19 protein-coding genes and 1 other RNA gene are annotated in these 14,387 nt (G+C 67.6%); 14 read left to right on the top strand and 6 right to left on the bottom strand.

The window, feature by feature from the left end; genetic code table 11:
- Positions 1-112 precede the first annotated feature (112 nt).
- Positions 113-1,198, bottom strand: coding sequence for a 1,9-bis(guanidino)-5-aza-nonane synthase (locus tag J2W22_RS12880; protein ID WP_184167504.1), 1,086 nt, complete (start codon positions 1,196-1,198; stop codon positions 113-115).
- 165 nt (positions 1,199-1,363) lie between these two features.
- Positions 1,364-2,605: a type III PLP-dependent enzyme gene (locus J2W22_RS12885; RefSeq protein WP_307118646.1), complete on the bottom strand. Its 1,242-nt coding sequence runs from the start codon at positions 2,603-2,605 to the stop codon at positions 1,364-1,366.
- A gap of 232 nt (positions 2,606-2,837) precedes the next feature.
- On the opposite strand from J2W22_RS12885, the gene J2W22_RS12890 reads away from it, so the two are divergent.
- The 5 genes from J2W22_RS12890 to J2W22_RS12910 all read left to right on the top strand — a co-directional run bounded on the left by J2W22_RS12890 (position 2,838) and on the right by J2W22_RS12910 (position 5,250).
- Positions 2,838-3,725 (top strand): threonine ammonia-lyase, encoded by an 888-nt coding sequence (locus J2W22_RS12890; RefSeq protein WP_307118647.1) that lies wholly within the window; start codon positions 2,838-2,840, stop codon positions 3,723-3,725.
- A 4-nt stretch (positions 3,726-3,729) separates the two neighbouring features.
- On the top strand, positions 3,730-3,906 hold the full coding sequence (locus J2W22_RS12895; RefSeq protein ID WP_307118648.1) for a hypothetical protein: 177 nt from the start codon (positions 3,730-3,732) through the stop codon (positions 3,904-3,906).
- Entirely contained in the window at positions 3,906-4,073 is a 168-nt protein-coding gene (locus J2W22_RS12900; RefSeq protein WP_307118649.1) for a hypothetical protein, read from the top strand. The genes J2W22_RS12895 and J2W22_RS12900 overlap by 1 nt, the downstream gene beginning before the upstream one ends.
- Before the next feature lie 89 nt (positions 4,074-4,162).
- A complete protein-coding gene (locus J2W22_RS12905; protein ID WP_307118650.1) occupies positions 4,163-5,005 on the top strand; it encodes an alpha/beta hydrolase in 843 nt (280 codons plus the stop codon).
- Positions 5,006-5,034: 29 nt separating this feature from the next.
- Positions 5,035-5,250: a DUF2093 domain-containing protein gene (locus tag J2W22_RS12910; RefSeq protein WP_307118651.1), complete on the top strand. Its 216-nt coding sequence runs from the start codon at positions 5,035-5,037 to the stop codon at positions 5,248-5,250.
- A 191-nt stretch (positions 5,251-5,441) separates the two neighbouring features.
- On the opposite strand, the gene J2W22_RS12915 is transcribed toward J2W22_RS12910, so the two are convergent.
- Positions 5,442-6,098: an alpha/beta hydrolase gene (locus tag J2W22_RS12915; protein WP_307118652.1), complete on the bottom strand. Its 657-nt coding sequence runs from the start codon at positions 6,096-6,098 to the stop codon at positions 5,442-5,444.
- A 97-nt stretch (positions 6,099-6,195) separates the two neighbouring features.
- On the opposite strand from J2W22_RS12915, the gene J2W22_RS12920 reads away from it, so the two are divergent.
- Genes J2W22_RS12920 through J2W22_RS12930 form a run of 3 tightly spaced genes read left to right on the top strand, consistent with a single transcriptional unit; the run spans position 6,196 to position 8,689 of the window.
- Positions 6,196-7,272 (top strand): cysteine desulfurase family protein, encoded by a 1,077-nt coding sequence (locus J2W22_RS12920; protein WP_307118653.1) that lies wholly within the window; start codon positions 6,196-6,198, stop codon positions 7,270-7,272.
- Positions 7,269-8,360, top strand: a complete 1,092-nt coding sequence (locus tag J2W22_RS12925) for a cysteine desulfurase family protein (RefSeq protein ID WP_307118654.1) — start codon at positions 7,269-7,271, stop codon at positions 8,358-8,360. The genes J2W22_RS12920 and J2W22_RS12925 overlap by 4 nt, the downstream gene beginning before the upstream one ends.
- The gene (locus J2W22_RS12930) at positions 8,357-8,689 is read left to right on the top strand and encodes a 2Fe-2S iron-sulfur cluster-binding protein (protein ID WP_307118655.1); all 333 of its coding nucleotides are present in this window, start codon (positions 8,357-8,359) and stop codon (positions 8,687-8,689) included. The genes J2W22_RS12925 and J2W22_RS12930 overlap by 4 nt, the downstream gene beginning before the upstream one ends.
- On the opposite strand, the gene J2W22_RS12935 is transcribed toward J2W22_RS12930, so the two are convergent.
- Positions 8,686-9,126 (bottom strand): GNAT family N-acetyltransferase, encoded by a 441-nt coding sequence (locus J2W22_RS12935; RefSeq protein ID WP_307118656.1) that lies wholly within the window; start codon positions 9,124-9,126, stop codon positions 8,686-8,688. The two genes, J2W22_RS12930 and J2W22_RS12935, sit on opposite strands and share 4 nt — an antisense overlap.
- Positions 9,127-9,370: 244 nt before the next feature.
- On the opposite strand from J2W22_RS12935, the gene J2W22_RS12940 reads away from it, so the two are divergent.
- The 6 genes from J2W22_RS12940 (at position 9,371) to J2W22_RS12965 (ending at position 12,997) form a co-directional block, all read left to right on the top strand.
- Complete coding sequence (locus J2W22_RS12940; RefSeq protein WP_307118657.1) at positions 9,371-9,595, top strand: hypothetical protein; 225 nt, start codon at positions 9,371-9,373, stop codon at positions 9,593-9,595.
- A 67-nt stretch (positions 9,596-9,662) separates the two neighbouring features.
- Positions 9,663-9,760, top strand: an RNA gene (gene ffs, locus J2W22_RS12945) — signal recognition particle sRNA small type.
- Positions 9,761-9,844: 84 nt separating this feature from the next.
- Complete coding sequence (locus tag J2W22_RS12950; RefSeq protein ID WP_307118658.1) at positions 9,845-11,467, top strand: DNA polymerase III subunit gamma/tau; 1,623 nt, start codon at positions 9,845-9,847, stop codon at positions 11,465-11,467.
- Between the two features lie 2 nt (positions 11,468-11,469).
- Positions 11,470-11,790 carry a YbaB/EbfC family nucleoid-associated protein gene (locus J2W22_RS12955; protein ID WP_307118659.1) on the top strand — a complete coding sequence of 107 codons (321 nt, stop codon included), beginning with the start codon at positions 11,470-11,472 and terminating at the stop codon, positions 11,788-11,790.
- A gap of 61 nt (positions 11,791-11,851) precedes the next feature.
- Complete coding sequence (locus J2W22_RS12960; protein WP_307118660.1) at positions 11,852-12,136, top strand: hypothetical protein; 285 nt, start codon at positions 11,852-11,854, stop codon at positions 12,134-12,136.
- A 69-nt stretch (positions 12,137-12,205) separates the two neighbouring features.
- Complete coding sequence (locus J2W22_RS12965; RefSeq protein ID WP_307118661.1) at positions 12,206-12,997, top strand: TonB family protein; 792 nt, start codon at positions 12,206-12,208, stop codon at positions 12,995-12,997.
- On the opposite strand, the gene J2W22_RS12970 is transcribed toward J2W22_RS12965, so the two are convergent.
- Entirely contained in the window at positions 12,963-13,382 is a 420-nt protein-coding gene (locus J2W22_RS12970; RefSeq protein WP_307118662.1) for an NUDIX hydrolase, read from the bottom strand. The genes J2W22_RS12965 and J2W22_RS12970 overlap by 35 nt on opposite strands.
- Positions 13,382-14,062 (bottom strand): monofunctional biosynthetic peptidoglycan transglycosylase, encoded by a 681-nt coding sequence (gene mtgA / locus J2W22_RS12975; protein WP_307119580.1) that lies wholly within the window; start codon positions 14,060-14,062, stop codon positions 13,382-13,384. The genes J2W22_RS12970 and mtgA overlap by 1 nt, the downstream gene beginning before the upstream one ends.
- Positions 14,063-14,387 lie beyond the last annotated feature (325 nt).

Genomic DNA, 14,387 nt, shown 5'->3' on the forward strand with positions numbered 1-14,387 from the left:
GACGAGTGAAGCTTCCCGGAATCGACAGCATCCGGCGAATTTTCTCGCGGCAAAAGAAAAGGGCGGCCGGGGATGTTCCGGCCGCCCTGTTTCTCATCCGATCGTCAGGCGATCAGGCGAACAGCTTCGCCCAGCCGCGCTTAACGCGCTCGCGCCAGTGGCCGCGGTGATAGGCGTCCGACGCCAGCAGCGGCATGACCGAGCCCGCTTCCGCGAACACCATCTGCTCGATGCCGGTGTTGACCTTGCCCCACGAGGCGGCCTCCTGGAGGGTCGAGGACGAGCAGGCGCCGTCGCGCACGTCGGCGACGGTGATCTGCACGGCGTACTTGTGCACCTCGACATCGTCATGGCCGAGGATCTCGGCGCAGACGACGGTGTCCTGGATGAAGTTCTTCGGCACGCCGCCGCCGATCATCAGCAGGCCGGTGGTGCCCGCCTGGATCTTGATCTCGGTCAGCTCGCGGAAATCGGCGATGGCGTCGAGCAGCAGATAGGGCTTGCCTTCCTTGGCACGGTCGACCTGGTGCTTGACTAGGCCGAAGCCGGCCGACGAGTCGACGAACGCCGGGCAGAAGATCGGCACGTCATGCTCATAGGCGAGCTTGACCAGGCTGTTGTCCTTCTTGCCATGCTCGACGAGATACTTGCCCATCTCGCGGATGAAGGCGCGCGACGAATAGGCCTTGGGCTCGAGCGTCTCGGCGATCTCGAAGATCGTGTGGTCGACGTTCTGGAGCGCTTCCTCGTCGATATAGGTGTCGTAGATGCGGTCGATGTAGAGCGAGCGCAGCGTGTCGTCGTCGGGAATCTCGAGCGCCTGATAGTGCTTGTGGCCAAGGCCCTCGAAGAAATCCATGTCGACGATGGTGGCGCCGGTGGCGACGATCACGTCGACCATGTTGTTGCGCACCAGCTCGGCATAGAGATCCATGCAGCCGCCGGCCGAAGTCGAGCCGGCGATCACCAGGACGACGGTGCAGTCCTTGTCGGCCAGCATCTCGTTGTAGATCTTGGTGGCGCGGCCGAGGTCGCGGCTGGTGAAGCTCATGTCCGCCATCGCGTCGACGATCGGACGCGCATCGAACGACGTGATGTCGATGTGCTTGACCTGCTTCGACAGCAGTTCCGCCTTGCGGGTGTCGTTGATCGGGGCGTTGGCGCTCGCCTGCTTGTTGAGCGTGTTGGTGTCGGTCATGGGGTTTCTCCCATCTTCTTGGCCGCCGTCATTTCGAAAAGGGGACGCGGAAACCCAAAGCATTCGTCACCCCGGCCCTGAGCCGGGGTCCCGCTTGCTGGCGCCTGTAAAGGCAGCGGGACCCCGGCTCAAGGCCGGGGTGACGAGGTAGTAGCGTGCGTTGCGTTACAGCTTGACGACGTTCCAGGCCGGCTGGCGTTCCGTGAGCTCGACATACATCGAGGCCATCGGTTCGTCCGCCACGACAACGGTCGCGTCGGTGCCGAAGCCGTTGAACGCAGTGCGCATCGCCGAGCCATAGGCGCCGAGCATGCCGATCTCGAAATAGTCGCCCGCACGGGTATCCGCCGGCAGAAGGAACGGGCCCTTCATGTAATCGAGATCGTCGCAGGTCGGGCCGTAGAAGCTGAACTCGACGTCCTTGGCGTTCGATTCCGGCTCGCGCAGCAGCTCGACCGGGAACTTCCAGTCGATATGCGCGGCGTCGAACAGCGCGCCATAGGCACCGTCGTTGATGTACAGTTCGGCGCCACGGCGACGCTCCACGCGCACCACGATCGAGCTGTACTCGGCGCACAGCGCGCGGCCCGGCTCGGCCCAGAGCTCGGCCGAATAGGAAACCGGCAGGCTCTCGAACGCGCGGTGGATCGTCTCGAAATAGGCTTCGAGCGGCGGCGGGGTCATGCCCGGATAGACCGAGGGGAAGCCGCCGCCGACGTCGATGACGTCGACGGTGACGGCCGACTCGACGATCGCCGCACGCACGCGCTCCATCGCATTGGCATAGGCGTCCGGCGACATCGCCTGCGACCCGACATGGAAGCAGATGCCCAGCGCGTCGGCGACCTGGCGGGTCTCGAACAGCAGCTTGGCGGCTTCACCCGGGCCGGCGCCGAACTTCGACGCGAGGCTCAGCTTCGAATGCTCCGACGAGACGCGCAGGCGCACGCAGAGCGTCAGGTCGCTCGCGGGCACGCCGTCGCGGCTGGTGGCGCGGACGATCTTCTCCAGCTCTTCGAGGCTGTCGAGCGAGAAGGTGCGGACACCATGCGTGAAGTACGCCTCTTCGATTGCTTCCTCGGCCTTGACCGGGTGCATGAAGCAGAGCGTGGCTTCGGGCAGCGTGCGCGCGACCAGGCGAACTTCGCCGATCGACGCCACGTCATAGGTGGTGATGCCGTTTTCCCACAGGATCTGCAGCAGTTCGGGCGAAGGATTCGCTTTCACGGCATACATTGCCTTGCCCGGGAACTTCTCGACGAAGAACCGAGCGGCCCGTGCCGCGGCGTGCGGACGGACGAGCGTGACCGGCTGAACCGGACCCTGCTTAGCGATGTCGATGCCGGTCACGGAGGAGCCGGCGGTCGAGAGGGGCGCTAACCCCAGCGCGCGATGATGCTTGTGCAACTCAAGGGACCTCCAAGTGCCTTACGGCGATCGTTGACAAAAGCTGCCTTGCGGTTGGAAGTCCCATGGGGCAGCGGAAGGCGGCACATAAGGACGTCGGTCCCCTGTGTAAAGCGATTCGAGGTCCGGAAATTTACGGCGGGGGTGAAGTGTGACGATTGTGCGACAGCCGACTCGGGCGGGGGTGCGGGACGCCGCTGCGAAGATCGCCAGCATCCTGCCGCAAACCCCTATGTTCGTTCATGAAATTCACGGCGTGCCGGTGTGCTTCAAGGCCGAGTGCCTGCAGCCGATCGGGGCGTTCAAGATCCGCGGCGCCTGGCATCGACTCACCGCGCTGGACGACGAGGTGCGCGAGCGGGGCGTGGTCGCCTTCTCCTCGGGCAACCACGCGCAGGGAGTCGCCTGGGCAGCGAAGAAGCTCGGTATCCCCGCGGTGATCGTGATGCCGGCGGATGCTCCCAAGGTGAAGCGCGACGCCACGCTGGCGATGGGCGCGGAAATCGTCTCCTATGACCGCGCGACCGAGAGCCGCGAGAAGATCGCCGCGCATCTGGCCCATGCCCGCGGTGCGACGCTGGTGCCGAGCTTCGACGATCCCTGGATCATCGAGGGGCAGGGCAGCGCCGGGATCGAGGCGATGACCCAGATCGTCGAGGCGCGGCTGCCCGATCCGCTGAACGTGCTCGTGCCGTGCGGCGGCGGCGGGCTGGCTTCGGGCATCGCGCTGGCGCTGCCCGACGCGGAGATCGTCACGGTCGAGCCCGAGGGCTGGGACGATATGCGCCGCAGCCTGGAGGCGGGGTGGATCGAGCCGGTGGGCGAGAACCCGCCGCCGACCGCTTGCGATGCGCTGCAGACCACCCGCGTCTCGCCACTGACCTTCGACGTGCTCTCGCGGCGGGGCGCCACCGGCCTGGCGGTGAGCGAGGCGGAGATCCGCACGGCACAGCGCTGGGCCGCGGCCAAGCTGCACGTGGTGGTGGAGCCGGGCGGTGCGGTGGCGCTGGCCGCTCTGCTCGCGGGCAAGGTCGATTTCAGGCCGGGCTTGCTCGTCCTGCTTTCCGGAGGCAATGCCGATCCCGATGCCTATGCCCAAGTCCTTTCCGGGAAAGACTGACCCGGTGGCGAACCGCTTTGGAGCCGTGATCGCGAACGTGATGAGCGTTGGCGCGCGCGCGCTAGGCTATTTCCTCTGGGGCGTGCTGCGCATCGTATATCGCGGCGACCTCAAGATGATCGCGCTGTTCGGCGGCGTGATCGGAGCGATCGCGCTGGTCATCTGGCTGATCGCGCGCTGATGCCCGATCCCGGCCTCGAGCCGCTCTGGCTGAGCATCGCGGTGCTGGCGACGGGCGCACTGGTCTGGGGCGGGTGGAAGCAGTTCCGCGCGGACCGGACCAAGGCGATCCTGATGTGGGTCTGCGCGGTGGTGATCCTGGGCAACCTGCTGGTGCTGCGGATCTGATCCGGCTGCGACATCTCGTTACACAAGATCGTTGGACGCACTGCCTGCCCCCCACTTATCCTCGCGGCATCGGTTCGAGGAGGTGTGCGATGCGCAAGACCCTGATCCTGCTTCCGTTGCTGCTCGCCGCCACCCCGGCGCTGGCGCAGTCCTCGCCGGCGCGCGAGATCGCCTATGGCACGGCGCAGCTCCAGAAGCTCGATTTCCACAAGGGCACGAAGGCCGCTGCGCCGCTGCTGGTGTTCGTTCATGGCGGCGGGTGGAAGCGGGGCGACAAGGGCAATGCCACCGGCGCAGAGAAGGTCGCGCATTTCACCGGGCGGGGCTTCGCCTTTGCCAGCATCAACTACCGGCTGGTGCCCGGCGCGACGGTGGAGGAACAGGCGCAGGATGTTGCCGACGCACTCGGCTATCTGGTGAAGCGTGCTCGCGAGCTGGGCGTGGATCCCGGCAAGGTCGTGCTGATGGGGCATAGCGCCGGCGCGCATCTGGCCGCGCTGGTCGCCACCGATCCCGCCTATCTGCGCAGGGCCGGCTGGAGCCTGGACAAGATCGCTGGAGTCGTGCTGCTCGACGGTGCGGCCTATGACGTGCCCGCGCAGATCGCCGACGGCCCGCGGATCATGGGCGATACCTATCAAGCTGCATTCGGCAACGATCCCGCGCGCCAGCGGGCACTCTCGCCGACGTTGCAGGTTGCTGCACCCAACGCACGGGACTTCTTGATCCTGCATGTGCAGCGCGAGGACGGCACCCGCCAGTCCCAAGCGCTGGGCCGTGCGCTCGAGGCGGCGGGCGCGCATGTGACGGTGCAGGGCCTAGAGGGCCGGGGGCTGCGCGGCCACATGCAGATCAATCGCCAGCTGGGGGACCCCGGCTACCCGGCGACGGCGGTGGTGGATCGCTGGATAGACGGGGTGCTGGCGCGCTGAGCATTGGCGTGGCGCGCACGAGCCCCTAGATGAGCGCTATGTCGCTTATCGCCGAACTCCATTACGACGCGTCCGACTTCGACGTGATACGCCCGGGCACCCATGTCGTCTGCGCCGTCAGCGGCGAGCCCATCCCGCTCGACCAGCTCAAATATTGGAGCGCCAAGTTCCAGGAAGCCTATCGCGGTGCGCATGAGGCGACTGCCGCCATCCTGGCAGGCGGGGCGAAGAATCTGAAGAAATAGGCGGTGGTTTCGCTACAGCCATCCGGCCCCATGGCTGTAGTCCCGCCCCTAATCCGTCATCCCGGCGAAAGCCGGGATCTCATGCGGTTCCTTCCCCGCGCCCTCGCCTGAGATCCCGGCTTTCGCCGGGATGACGGGTGGTTGGGATGACGGAAATGGAACGACGGGTAGTCTGTCGCGCCTGGTTGACCTCAGCGGATCGGCGAGTTGGGGTCGAGCCGCATGTCCAGATACTTGTCCACGCTCTTCATCAGGTCGTCCATTTCGTTCTCGAAGAAATGGTTCGCGCCCGGGATGGTGTCGTGGTGGATGGTGATGTGCTTCTGGGTGCGCAGCTTGTCGACCAGCTTCTGCACGGCGCCCGGCGTCACCACTTCATCCTGCTCGCCCTGGATGATGATGCCCGAGGACGGGCAGGGGGCGAGGAAGGTGAAGTCGAACATGTTGGCCGGCGGGGCGACCGAGATGAAGCCGCGGATTTCCGGGCGGCGCATCAGCAGCTGCATGCCGATCCAGGCGCCGAAGCCGAAGCCGGCGACCCAGGTCGAGCTCGCTTCCGGGTGGAAGCTCTGCACCCAGTCGAGCGCCGAGGCGGCGTCGGACAGTTCGCCGATGCCATTGTCGAACGTGCCCTGGCTCTTGCCGACACCGCGGAAGTTGAAGCGGAGCGTCGCGAAGCCGCGGCGCTGGAAGGTCTTGTAGAGCTCCTGGACGATGCGGTTGTTCATCGTGCCGCCCGCATTGGGATGCGGGTGGAGGATCATGGCGACCGGCGCGCGCGGCTTGGGCGCGGGGGCGAAACGGCCTTCGAGGCGGCCTTCGGGGCCGGGGAAGATGACTTCGGGCAAGGCAGGTCCCTGTAGAATTGGAGGCGCGCAGTGGAGCGCGGTGAGTTGGGCGCTATATAGGCACCGCACCGTCTTACGCAATTATTACGAGAGCAACTTGCCCGATCGCATCTATCTCGATCACGCCGCGACCACGCCGATGCTGCCGGAAGCCCTTGCGGCCGTGGAGACGGGGATGCGGCACTGGGCCAATCCCAGCTCGCCCCATGCCGAGGGGCGCGCCGCCCGCGCCGCGCTGGAAAAGGCGCGTTCCGACGTGGCCGCCGCCTATGGCTGGGCGCACGAGCTGATCTTCACCAGCGGCGCGAGCGAATCGCTGCACATGGCGCTGACCCGGTCGATGGCGCGGCGCCGGCTGATCAGCGCGGTCGAGCATGATTCGGTGCTGCGCCACGCCGAGGGCGCGCAGGTGCTGCCGGTGGATGCGGACGGCGTGCTCGACCTCGACGCGCTGCGTGCCGCGCTGGCGGACGGGCCGCGCACGCTGGTGGGCGTGCAATGGGCGAACAGCGAGACCGGCGTCCTCCAGCCGATCGAGGCGATCGCGGAGATCGTGCGCGCGGCGGGCGGAATCCTGCTGGTCGATGCGGCGCAGATGCCGGCACGGGCATCGGCGGCGGTGCTGCGCCATGCCGACCTGGTCGCGGTATCGGCGCACAAGCGTGGCGGCCCGCCGGGGATCGGCGCGCTGCTGGTCCGCGACTTCGGCACGCTGCTGCCGATGGGCGGTCAGGAAAAGGGCTATCGCGCGGGGACCGAGAACCTGCCCGGCGCGCTCGGCTATGCCGCCGCCGTGTCGGCGCCGGAGGAACTGGCGCCGATGGCGGCGCTGCGCGCCCGGCTCGAGGCGGTGATCCTGGCGGAGGGCGGCGAAGTCGTCGGGGCGGGCACCTCGCGCAGCCCGCTGATCGGGGCGTACCGGATGCCGGGCGTGTCGTCCGCTGCGCAACTGATCCGCTTCGACATGGCCGGCATCTCGATTTCGGCGGGCAGCGCCTGCTCCTCGGGGAGCATGCGGCCCAGCCATGTGCTGACCGCGATGGGCTGGCAGGAGCCGGCCTTGCGGGAGGTGGTGCGGGTGAGTTTCGGGCGCGGCACGACCGAAGCGGAGGTCGATGCCTTCACGACCCTCTGGCGCCGGATCGCGATCGAGGCCAGAAACAGGGCTGCATGACCTATCTCGACTATCAGGCGACCACGCCGCTCGCTCCCGAGGCGCTGGCCGCGATGCTGCCGCTGCTGGAGGCCAACTTCGCCAATCCGCATTCCGCGCACGCCCCCGGTCGTGCGGCCAAGGCAGCGGTGGAAGTGGCGCGCGACGAGGTCGCCGGGCTGCTGCCGCCAGGGGGCAAGGTCAGCTTCACCAGCGGCGCGACCGAGGCGCTCAACTGGGCGATCAAGGGCAGCATGGGCGGGATCGTGACGATCGCGACCGAGCATGCCGCTGTGCTCGACACGGTCGCGGCGGAAGCGCGCAGGGGCCGGGAGGTGACCGTGCTGCCGGTAGGGCCAGAGGGGTTGGTCGACCTTGCTGCCGCGCGCGACGCGATCAAGCCGGGCGTCGGCCTTGTCGCCGCGATGCTGGTCAACAACGAGATCGGGGTGATCCAGCCGGTCGAGGAACTGGCGCATCTCGCCCACCAGGCCGGGGCGCTGTTCCTGTGCGATGCGGTGCAGGGCTATGGCCGGGTGCGCATGCCCGATGGCTGCGACCTGATCGCAGTCTCGGCGCACAAGATTCATGGACCAAAGGGCGTCGGCGCACTGTGGATCCGCGACGGGGTGACGCTGGAGCCGCTGCTGCATGGCGGCGGGCAGGAGCCGGCCGGGCGCTCGGGCACGCTCTCGCCGGCGCTATGCGCGGGGTTCGGGGCGGCGGCGAAGCTCGCCAAACAGCGTTTCGGTGCCGACCATGCCCATGTCGAGCAGCTCTACCGCGCGGCGCTGAGCCGGATCGCGGGCGACTGGGTGCTCAACGGCGCGCAGGACGACCGGTATCGCGGCAATCTCAACCTGCGCCATGACGGGCTCGATGTCGCGCGGCTGATCTCGGACCTGCGCGACGTCGCCTTCTCCGCGGGCTCGGCCTGTGCGAGCGGATCGGGGCGGCCCAGCCATGTGCTGGCGGCGATCGGGCTGAGCGATGCCGAGGCGCGCTCCAGCATCCGTATCGGCTTTGGCCGCTACACCAGCGAGGACGAACTGCTCCACGCGATCGACCGGATCGTCGCCGCCGCCCGCGCGCAGAGTCGCGCCGCATGATCCGCGTCACCTTCGTCAGCGCCGACGGGATTTCGCACCAGGTGGAGGCCGAAGAAGGCCTGCGCCTGCTTGAAGTGGCGCAGAATGACGGTCAGCCGCTCGAGGGCACCTGCGAAGGGCAGATGGCCTGCTCGACCTGCCATGTGATCGTCGATCCCGAGCATTTCGCCCGGCTCCCCCGCGCGGCGGAGGAAGAGGAGGACATGCTCGACCTGGCAGTGGGCGCGGTGCGCACCAGCCGGCTCGCCTGCCAGATCCTGCTCACGCCCGAGCTGGACGGGCTCGTGGTGCGGATGCCCGCCGGGCACCGCGACATGCAGGGCCGCTAGAGCGCCAGCGCGTAGAAGCGCGTATCCACCATCATCCGCGGGAAGGTTGGCGGCAGCAGTGCCGAATCGACCGGCTGGAAGCCGTTGCGCGCGTAGAAGCGATGGGCGGCGAGGAAGCGGTCGGTGGTGCCCAGATAGAGGCGCGACAGGCGCCAAGCCCGAGCATGATCGAGCAGGGTGTCGAGCAGCGCGCGGGCCAGGCCGCCGGTACCGCGATAGCCGGGGTGAACGAACATCTTGCGCAACGCCGCCGCCCCGTCGCCAATGTCCCGGAGCCCGATCGTGCCGACAATCTCGCCACCCGGTGCCTGGGCGACCCAGAAGTCGCCGGCGTCGCGCTGGTAGAAATCGGGGATCTCGTGGAGGTCGGGCTGGTCCTCCGCGGTGATCGCGATGCCGAACTCGTCATTCTGGATCGATACGATCAGTGCGGTCACGCCGTCCCGATCGGCGGGCACGAAACGCCGTATTGCTGCCTTGTCCATCGCGGCGGGCTAGCACCGGGGGAGGGCGGAAGCGATGGCGCAGGGGCCTGTCGCCAGATTTAACACATTGCGGCAACGAACCAGACATTCAGGCGCCCGCAATCCGTCTCGTTTCAGGATCGTGCATGGAACCGAAACGATCGTTCCGGTTTCCGCCCATGCGGGTCTTTCCCCCGCCAGCAGGAGAGAGAACACCATGAAACTGCTTCCGATCCTCGCGGCCGCTGCCGCCGCGACGCTTGCCCTTCCGGCCGCCAATGCCGCCGCTGCTCCGGCGGCCCCGGCTGTCGCGGCGAAGGCCGAGTTCCAGCACCACCGTCCGCATGCGCGCAAGCGCGTCTATTGGCGCAACGTCTGCAAGACCACCTGGCGCCATGGCCACCGCCAGCGCGTGTGCCGCAAGGTCCGTTACTGGCGTTAATTTCCCGGGGCGGGAGCGTGCCTGCGTTCCCGCCCTTGCCTAACCGTCTGACTTTGCCCATATGCGCCGCGGGAGTCGGGCGGACGTAGTCGTCGCCAACCTGGTCAGATCGGGAACGAAGCAGCCACAACGATTTCGCTGCGGGTCGTTCCGGCTCCCACCTTTCCGCACATCGACAGCCTGTCTAACCGCCTTTGCCGCGAGCATCGGCTTGGACGTGGCGGTTGGAACACGCTAGGAACGGACGGCATGTCCGATTCCCTGCTTGGCCTCGACGAACCCCCGCAGCCGCGCGACAACGCCTATCGGGTGCTGGCGCGTAAATACCGGCCGCAGACCTTTTCCGAGCTGATCGGGCAGGATGCGATGGTCACCACGCTGGGCAACGCGATCAAGCGCGACCGGCTGGCGCATGCCTTCCTGCTCACGGGCGTCCGCGGGGTCGGCAAGACCTCGACCGCGCGGCTGATCGCCAAGGCGCTCAATTGTATCGGCCCGGACGGGCAGGGTGGGCCGACCATCGATCCGTGCGGCATCTGCGAGCCTTGCCGGGCGATCGCGGAAGGCCGCCATATCGACGTGATCGAGATGGACGCCGCGTCGCACACCGGCGTCGACGATGTCCGTGAGATCATCGAGGCGTCGCGCTATTCGGCGGTGTCGGCGCGCTACAAGATCTACATCATCGACGAAGTCCATATGCTGTCGAAGAGCGCGTTCAACGCGCTGCTCAAGACGCTCGAGGAGCCACCGGCGCATGTGAAGTTCCTGTTCGCCACGACCGAGGTGAACAAGGTGCCGGTGACGGTACTGTCGCGCTGTCAGCGTTTCGACCTGCGCCGGATCCCGGCCGAGCTGCTCGCCGAGCATTTCGCCAGGGTGACGCAGGCCGAAGGCTTCGAGGCGGAGCCCGAGGCGCTGGCGCTGATCGCTAGGGCGGCCGAAGGCTCGGCGCGCGACGGCCTCTCGATCCTCGACCAGGCCATCGCGCATGCGGGGCTGGAAGGCGAGGGGGTGAAGGCCGACGCCGTGCGCCACATGCTTGGCCTGTCCGATCGCGGCGCGATCCGCACCCTGTTCGGCCTGCTGCTCGAAGGTGATGCCGCGGGTGCGCTTGCCTCGCTGCGCGGGCAGTATGATCTTGGCGTCGATCCGCAGGCGGTGCTGCGCACGCTGCTGGAGACGGTGCACGCGGTGACGCTCGCCAAGCTTGGCACCCAGGCCAGTTCGGGCCAGTCTGCCGAGGAGCTGAAGGCGCTCGAGCGCTGGGCGGCCGGGCTGAGCTTCCCGGCGCTGCATCGCCTTTGGCAGCTGGTGCTGCGGGGGCATGACGAAGTGGCGAAGGCGGTGCTGCCGATCGAGGCGGCGGAGATGGCGCTGCTGCGCGTCATTCATGCCTCGCAATTGCCCGATCCGGGCGAGCTCGCCCGCCAGATCGCCAGCGGCAGCGTCACCATCTCGGGCGGTGCTGCGCCGGCTGCAGCCCCCGGGCCGAACGGCTCGGCGATGCCGACCTCGCTGGGGCAGCTCGCCGATTATCTGGAGGAGAAGCGCCGCTTCCAGCTGGCGACCCAGGTGCGGGACTATCTCCGCCCGGTGCGCTTCGAGGGCACCGAGGTCGAGTTTGCCGCGGCGCGACCGCTGCCGTTCGATTTCATCAAGGAGCTGGGCGCCGCGCTCAAGGAGCTGACCGGCACCAATTGGAAGCTCCAATGCGTTGACGTGCCGGCCCAGGCGATGACATTGCGCGAGGAGCAGGCGGCGAACGAGCAGGCCGAGCGCGATGCGGTGCTCAACTCGCCGATGGTCGCCGCCGCGATGCAAGCCTTTCCCGATGCCGAGTTGATCGGCTGGTCCAAGACAGGAAGTTGAGTATGGATCTCGAAAAGATGATGGCCATGGCGCAGAACGTCCAGGCCGAACTCACCAAGGCGCAGGCCGATCTCGACAAGATCGAGGTCGAGGGTGCGTCGGGCGGCGGGCTGGTCAAGGTCCAGGCTTCGGCCAAGGGCCGGATCATCGGCATCCATATCGACGATTCGCTGCTCAACCCGAGCGAGAAGGGCATGCTCGAGGATCTGCTCACGGCGGCCTTCAACGACGCCCGCGCCAAGGCGGATGCGGCCTCGCAGGAGTCGATGGCGAAGATGACCAGCGGCCTGCCGCTGCCGCCGGGGTTCAAGCTGCCCTTCTAAGTCACGGGGAACCATCGCTCTTCCTCCACGGTTGCTACGGCAAAGATAGAGGAGGATGCACATGGTCGAACGAGTAACCGAGCGTAGCGACGGCGTGACCGCGGAGCGCGTCACCGAGACGGGTGGCAACGGCACCGTGGTGGTCGAGCGTGGCGGCGGCGGCACCGGCCTGATCATCGGGCTGGTGCTGCTGATCGCCGTGGTGATCGGCGCCGTCTATCTGTTCAACGCGAACAATCGCGAGAATGCCAAGACCGATGCAGTCACCCAGGCGGCCAAGGATGTCGGCGGCGCCGCCAAGGATGTGGGCGATGCTGCGCAGGATGCCGCCAAGAAGGTCGAGTGACGACCTGAAGTCGGCTTGAACCCGATATCATGATCGACGAAGCTTCCCGCGGGCGATCCGGGGGAATCGATGAAGCACCTGATATTCGGGCTGGCCACTATCGCCGCTGCGCCGGCGGTAGCACAGGAAGCGGAGCGGCTGCATCTCGTGGTGCCGCTCGGCGCCGATAGCGAAGATTATCCGCGCTGGGCGATCGAGCATGGGCTGGGCGGCCGCAGCATACTCACCCTGGAAGTCGGGCCCGATGGCCGGGTGCGCAAATGCGAGGTGTTCGCGAGCAGCGGCTATGCTTCGCTGGATGCCCGGGCCTGTGCGGTCTATCGGAGCCGCGGCCAGTTCAACCTTGCTGCCGGGGCCGATGTGCGGATCGCGCGGGCGCCGTTCCTGTGGGTGCCGGAAGACGGCGCCGTCAACGATCCGCTGCATGTGTTTGGTCGCTTCGCTGCCGATACCGGCGTGGCGCTGGGAGCGTCGATAAGTTCTCCAGTCTTCCGGGAACGGGCGTGCAAGGCGATCGACGCGGATCTGGAGCTTTGTCGCCTGTTCGTCGCCGGCTCCGACGCATGGCTGGGGCCGAAGATCGCCGACGGCGCGTCGCTGCTGGTCGGGGCGAAGGACGGGCGGGTGCTGTCGGTGCGGCTTGGGTTCACGGGGCGCGAAAGGCAGCGCGCGGCTGGCGAGGCGCTTCGTGCCCGGCTCGGCGCGCCTTGCTATGCGCCCTCCGCCACCGGGCCCTGGGGCTGGCGGAACGGCACGGCCTATGCGGTGCTTGGATCGACCGAAGTGTCGGTCTTTGCGGCGGAGGGCGATCCGGAGGTCGCCAAGCTTATCGAGGCGCGCTGCCCGCCGCTTTCGAGATAGCCAGCGCGATCGGCAGGACGTGCGTGCGCGTCATCGGGGCGAGGAGCAGCGCATCGGCCTGCCCGATCTCGACCCAGCGCGCCTCCGCGATCTCGGCGGCGATCACCGGCCGGTGGGCCGCCGTGAGGTGGAAGATCTCGGCCTCGACGATGCGGCCGGGCTCGTTGGCGGCAGGCGCCTCGAAGCGGCCGAGCCAGGCGGGCTCCGCGGCGGGGACCAGGCCGATCTCCTCGGCCAGCTCGCGGCGCAACGCCTCGAGCGGGGTCTCGCCGGGCTCGATCTTGCCGCCGGCCTGCATGTAGGCCGAGGTTCCTGCCTTGCGGACGAGGAGCATGCGCCCTTGGCCATCGTCGATCAGCGCGGCGGCAATACGGATCGGCGGCATCAGCGGATGCAGGAGTCGAGCCCGTCGCCGCGCACCGTGCCGATGCGCGCAGTGATCGCATTGCCGTAGCGCCGGGTGAAGCCGCGCGGATCGATGCCGGCGCGCTTCTTGGGCAGGGGCAGCACCGCGGCGATCTGGGCGGCCTCGCGCGGGCTCAGCTTCGAGGCGTCATGCTTGAAATAGCGCATCGACCCGGCGTTCACGCCGTAGGTGCCGATCCCCGTCTCCGCGACGTTGAGATAGACTTCCATGATCCGGCGCTTGCCCCAGATATTCTCGATCAGGACGGTGAAATAGGCCTCCAGCGCCTTGCGGGCATAGCCGCCGCCCTGGAACAGGAACACGTTCTTCGCGGTCTGCTGGCTGATCGTCGAGCCGCCGCGGATCTTCTTCTTGCCCGTGGCATTGCGGGCATAGGCCTGCTCGATCGCGGTGAAATCGAAGCCGTGATGCGTGCAGAAGCGCGCATCCTCGGCGGCGATCGCGGCGCGGGCCATGTTGGGATCTATCCGGCCGATCGACATCCAGCGCTTGGTGACGCCGTGGCCTTCGACCACGTCGCCGATCTGCGTCCAGGTGATCGGCGGCGGCACGAACTTGTAGATCACCACCATGCCGATCGAGATGGCCAGGAAGGCGAGGATCGCCTTGAGGATCCAGAACAGGATGCGGCGAAGCAGCGGCCTGCGGGGCTTGGTCTTGCGCTCTTCTTTCCCCGGCGAAGGCCGGGGCCCAGACTTGGAGTCTGGAAGAGGCGCTGCCGCGCCTGAGTCTGATTCAGGGCTGGGCCCCGGCCTTCGCCGGGGAGAAGAAAATGGATCTGCGTCTGTCCCCAGCGGGCGAAGATCGGGCATCGGCGAAGCGCCGAGCTCCTCCGACTGCCCGGCCGTGGTCGCGCGCGGCGTCCAATCGCGCGGGCGAGGCGCAGACGCGGAAGGCGCCGGCGGGATGTCCGCCGACGCCTCAGGCTGGCGCGGACCTTCCGCGCCGGTATCGCGATCTTGA

Origin of the sequence: Sphingomonas kyeonggiensis (genome assembly GCF_030812785.1) — a bacterium.
Taxonomy (GTDB): Bacteria; Pseudomonadota; Alphaproteobacteria; order Sphingomonadales; family Sphingomonadaceae; genus Sphingomonas; species Sphingomonas kyeonggiensis_B.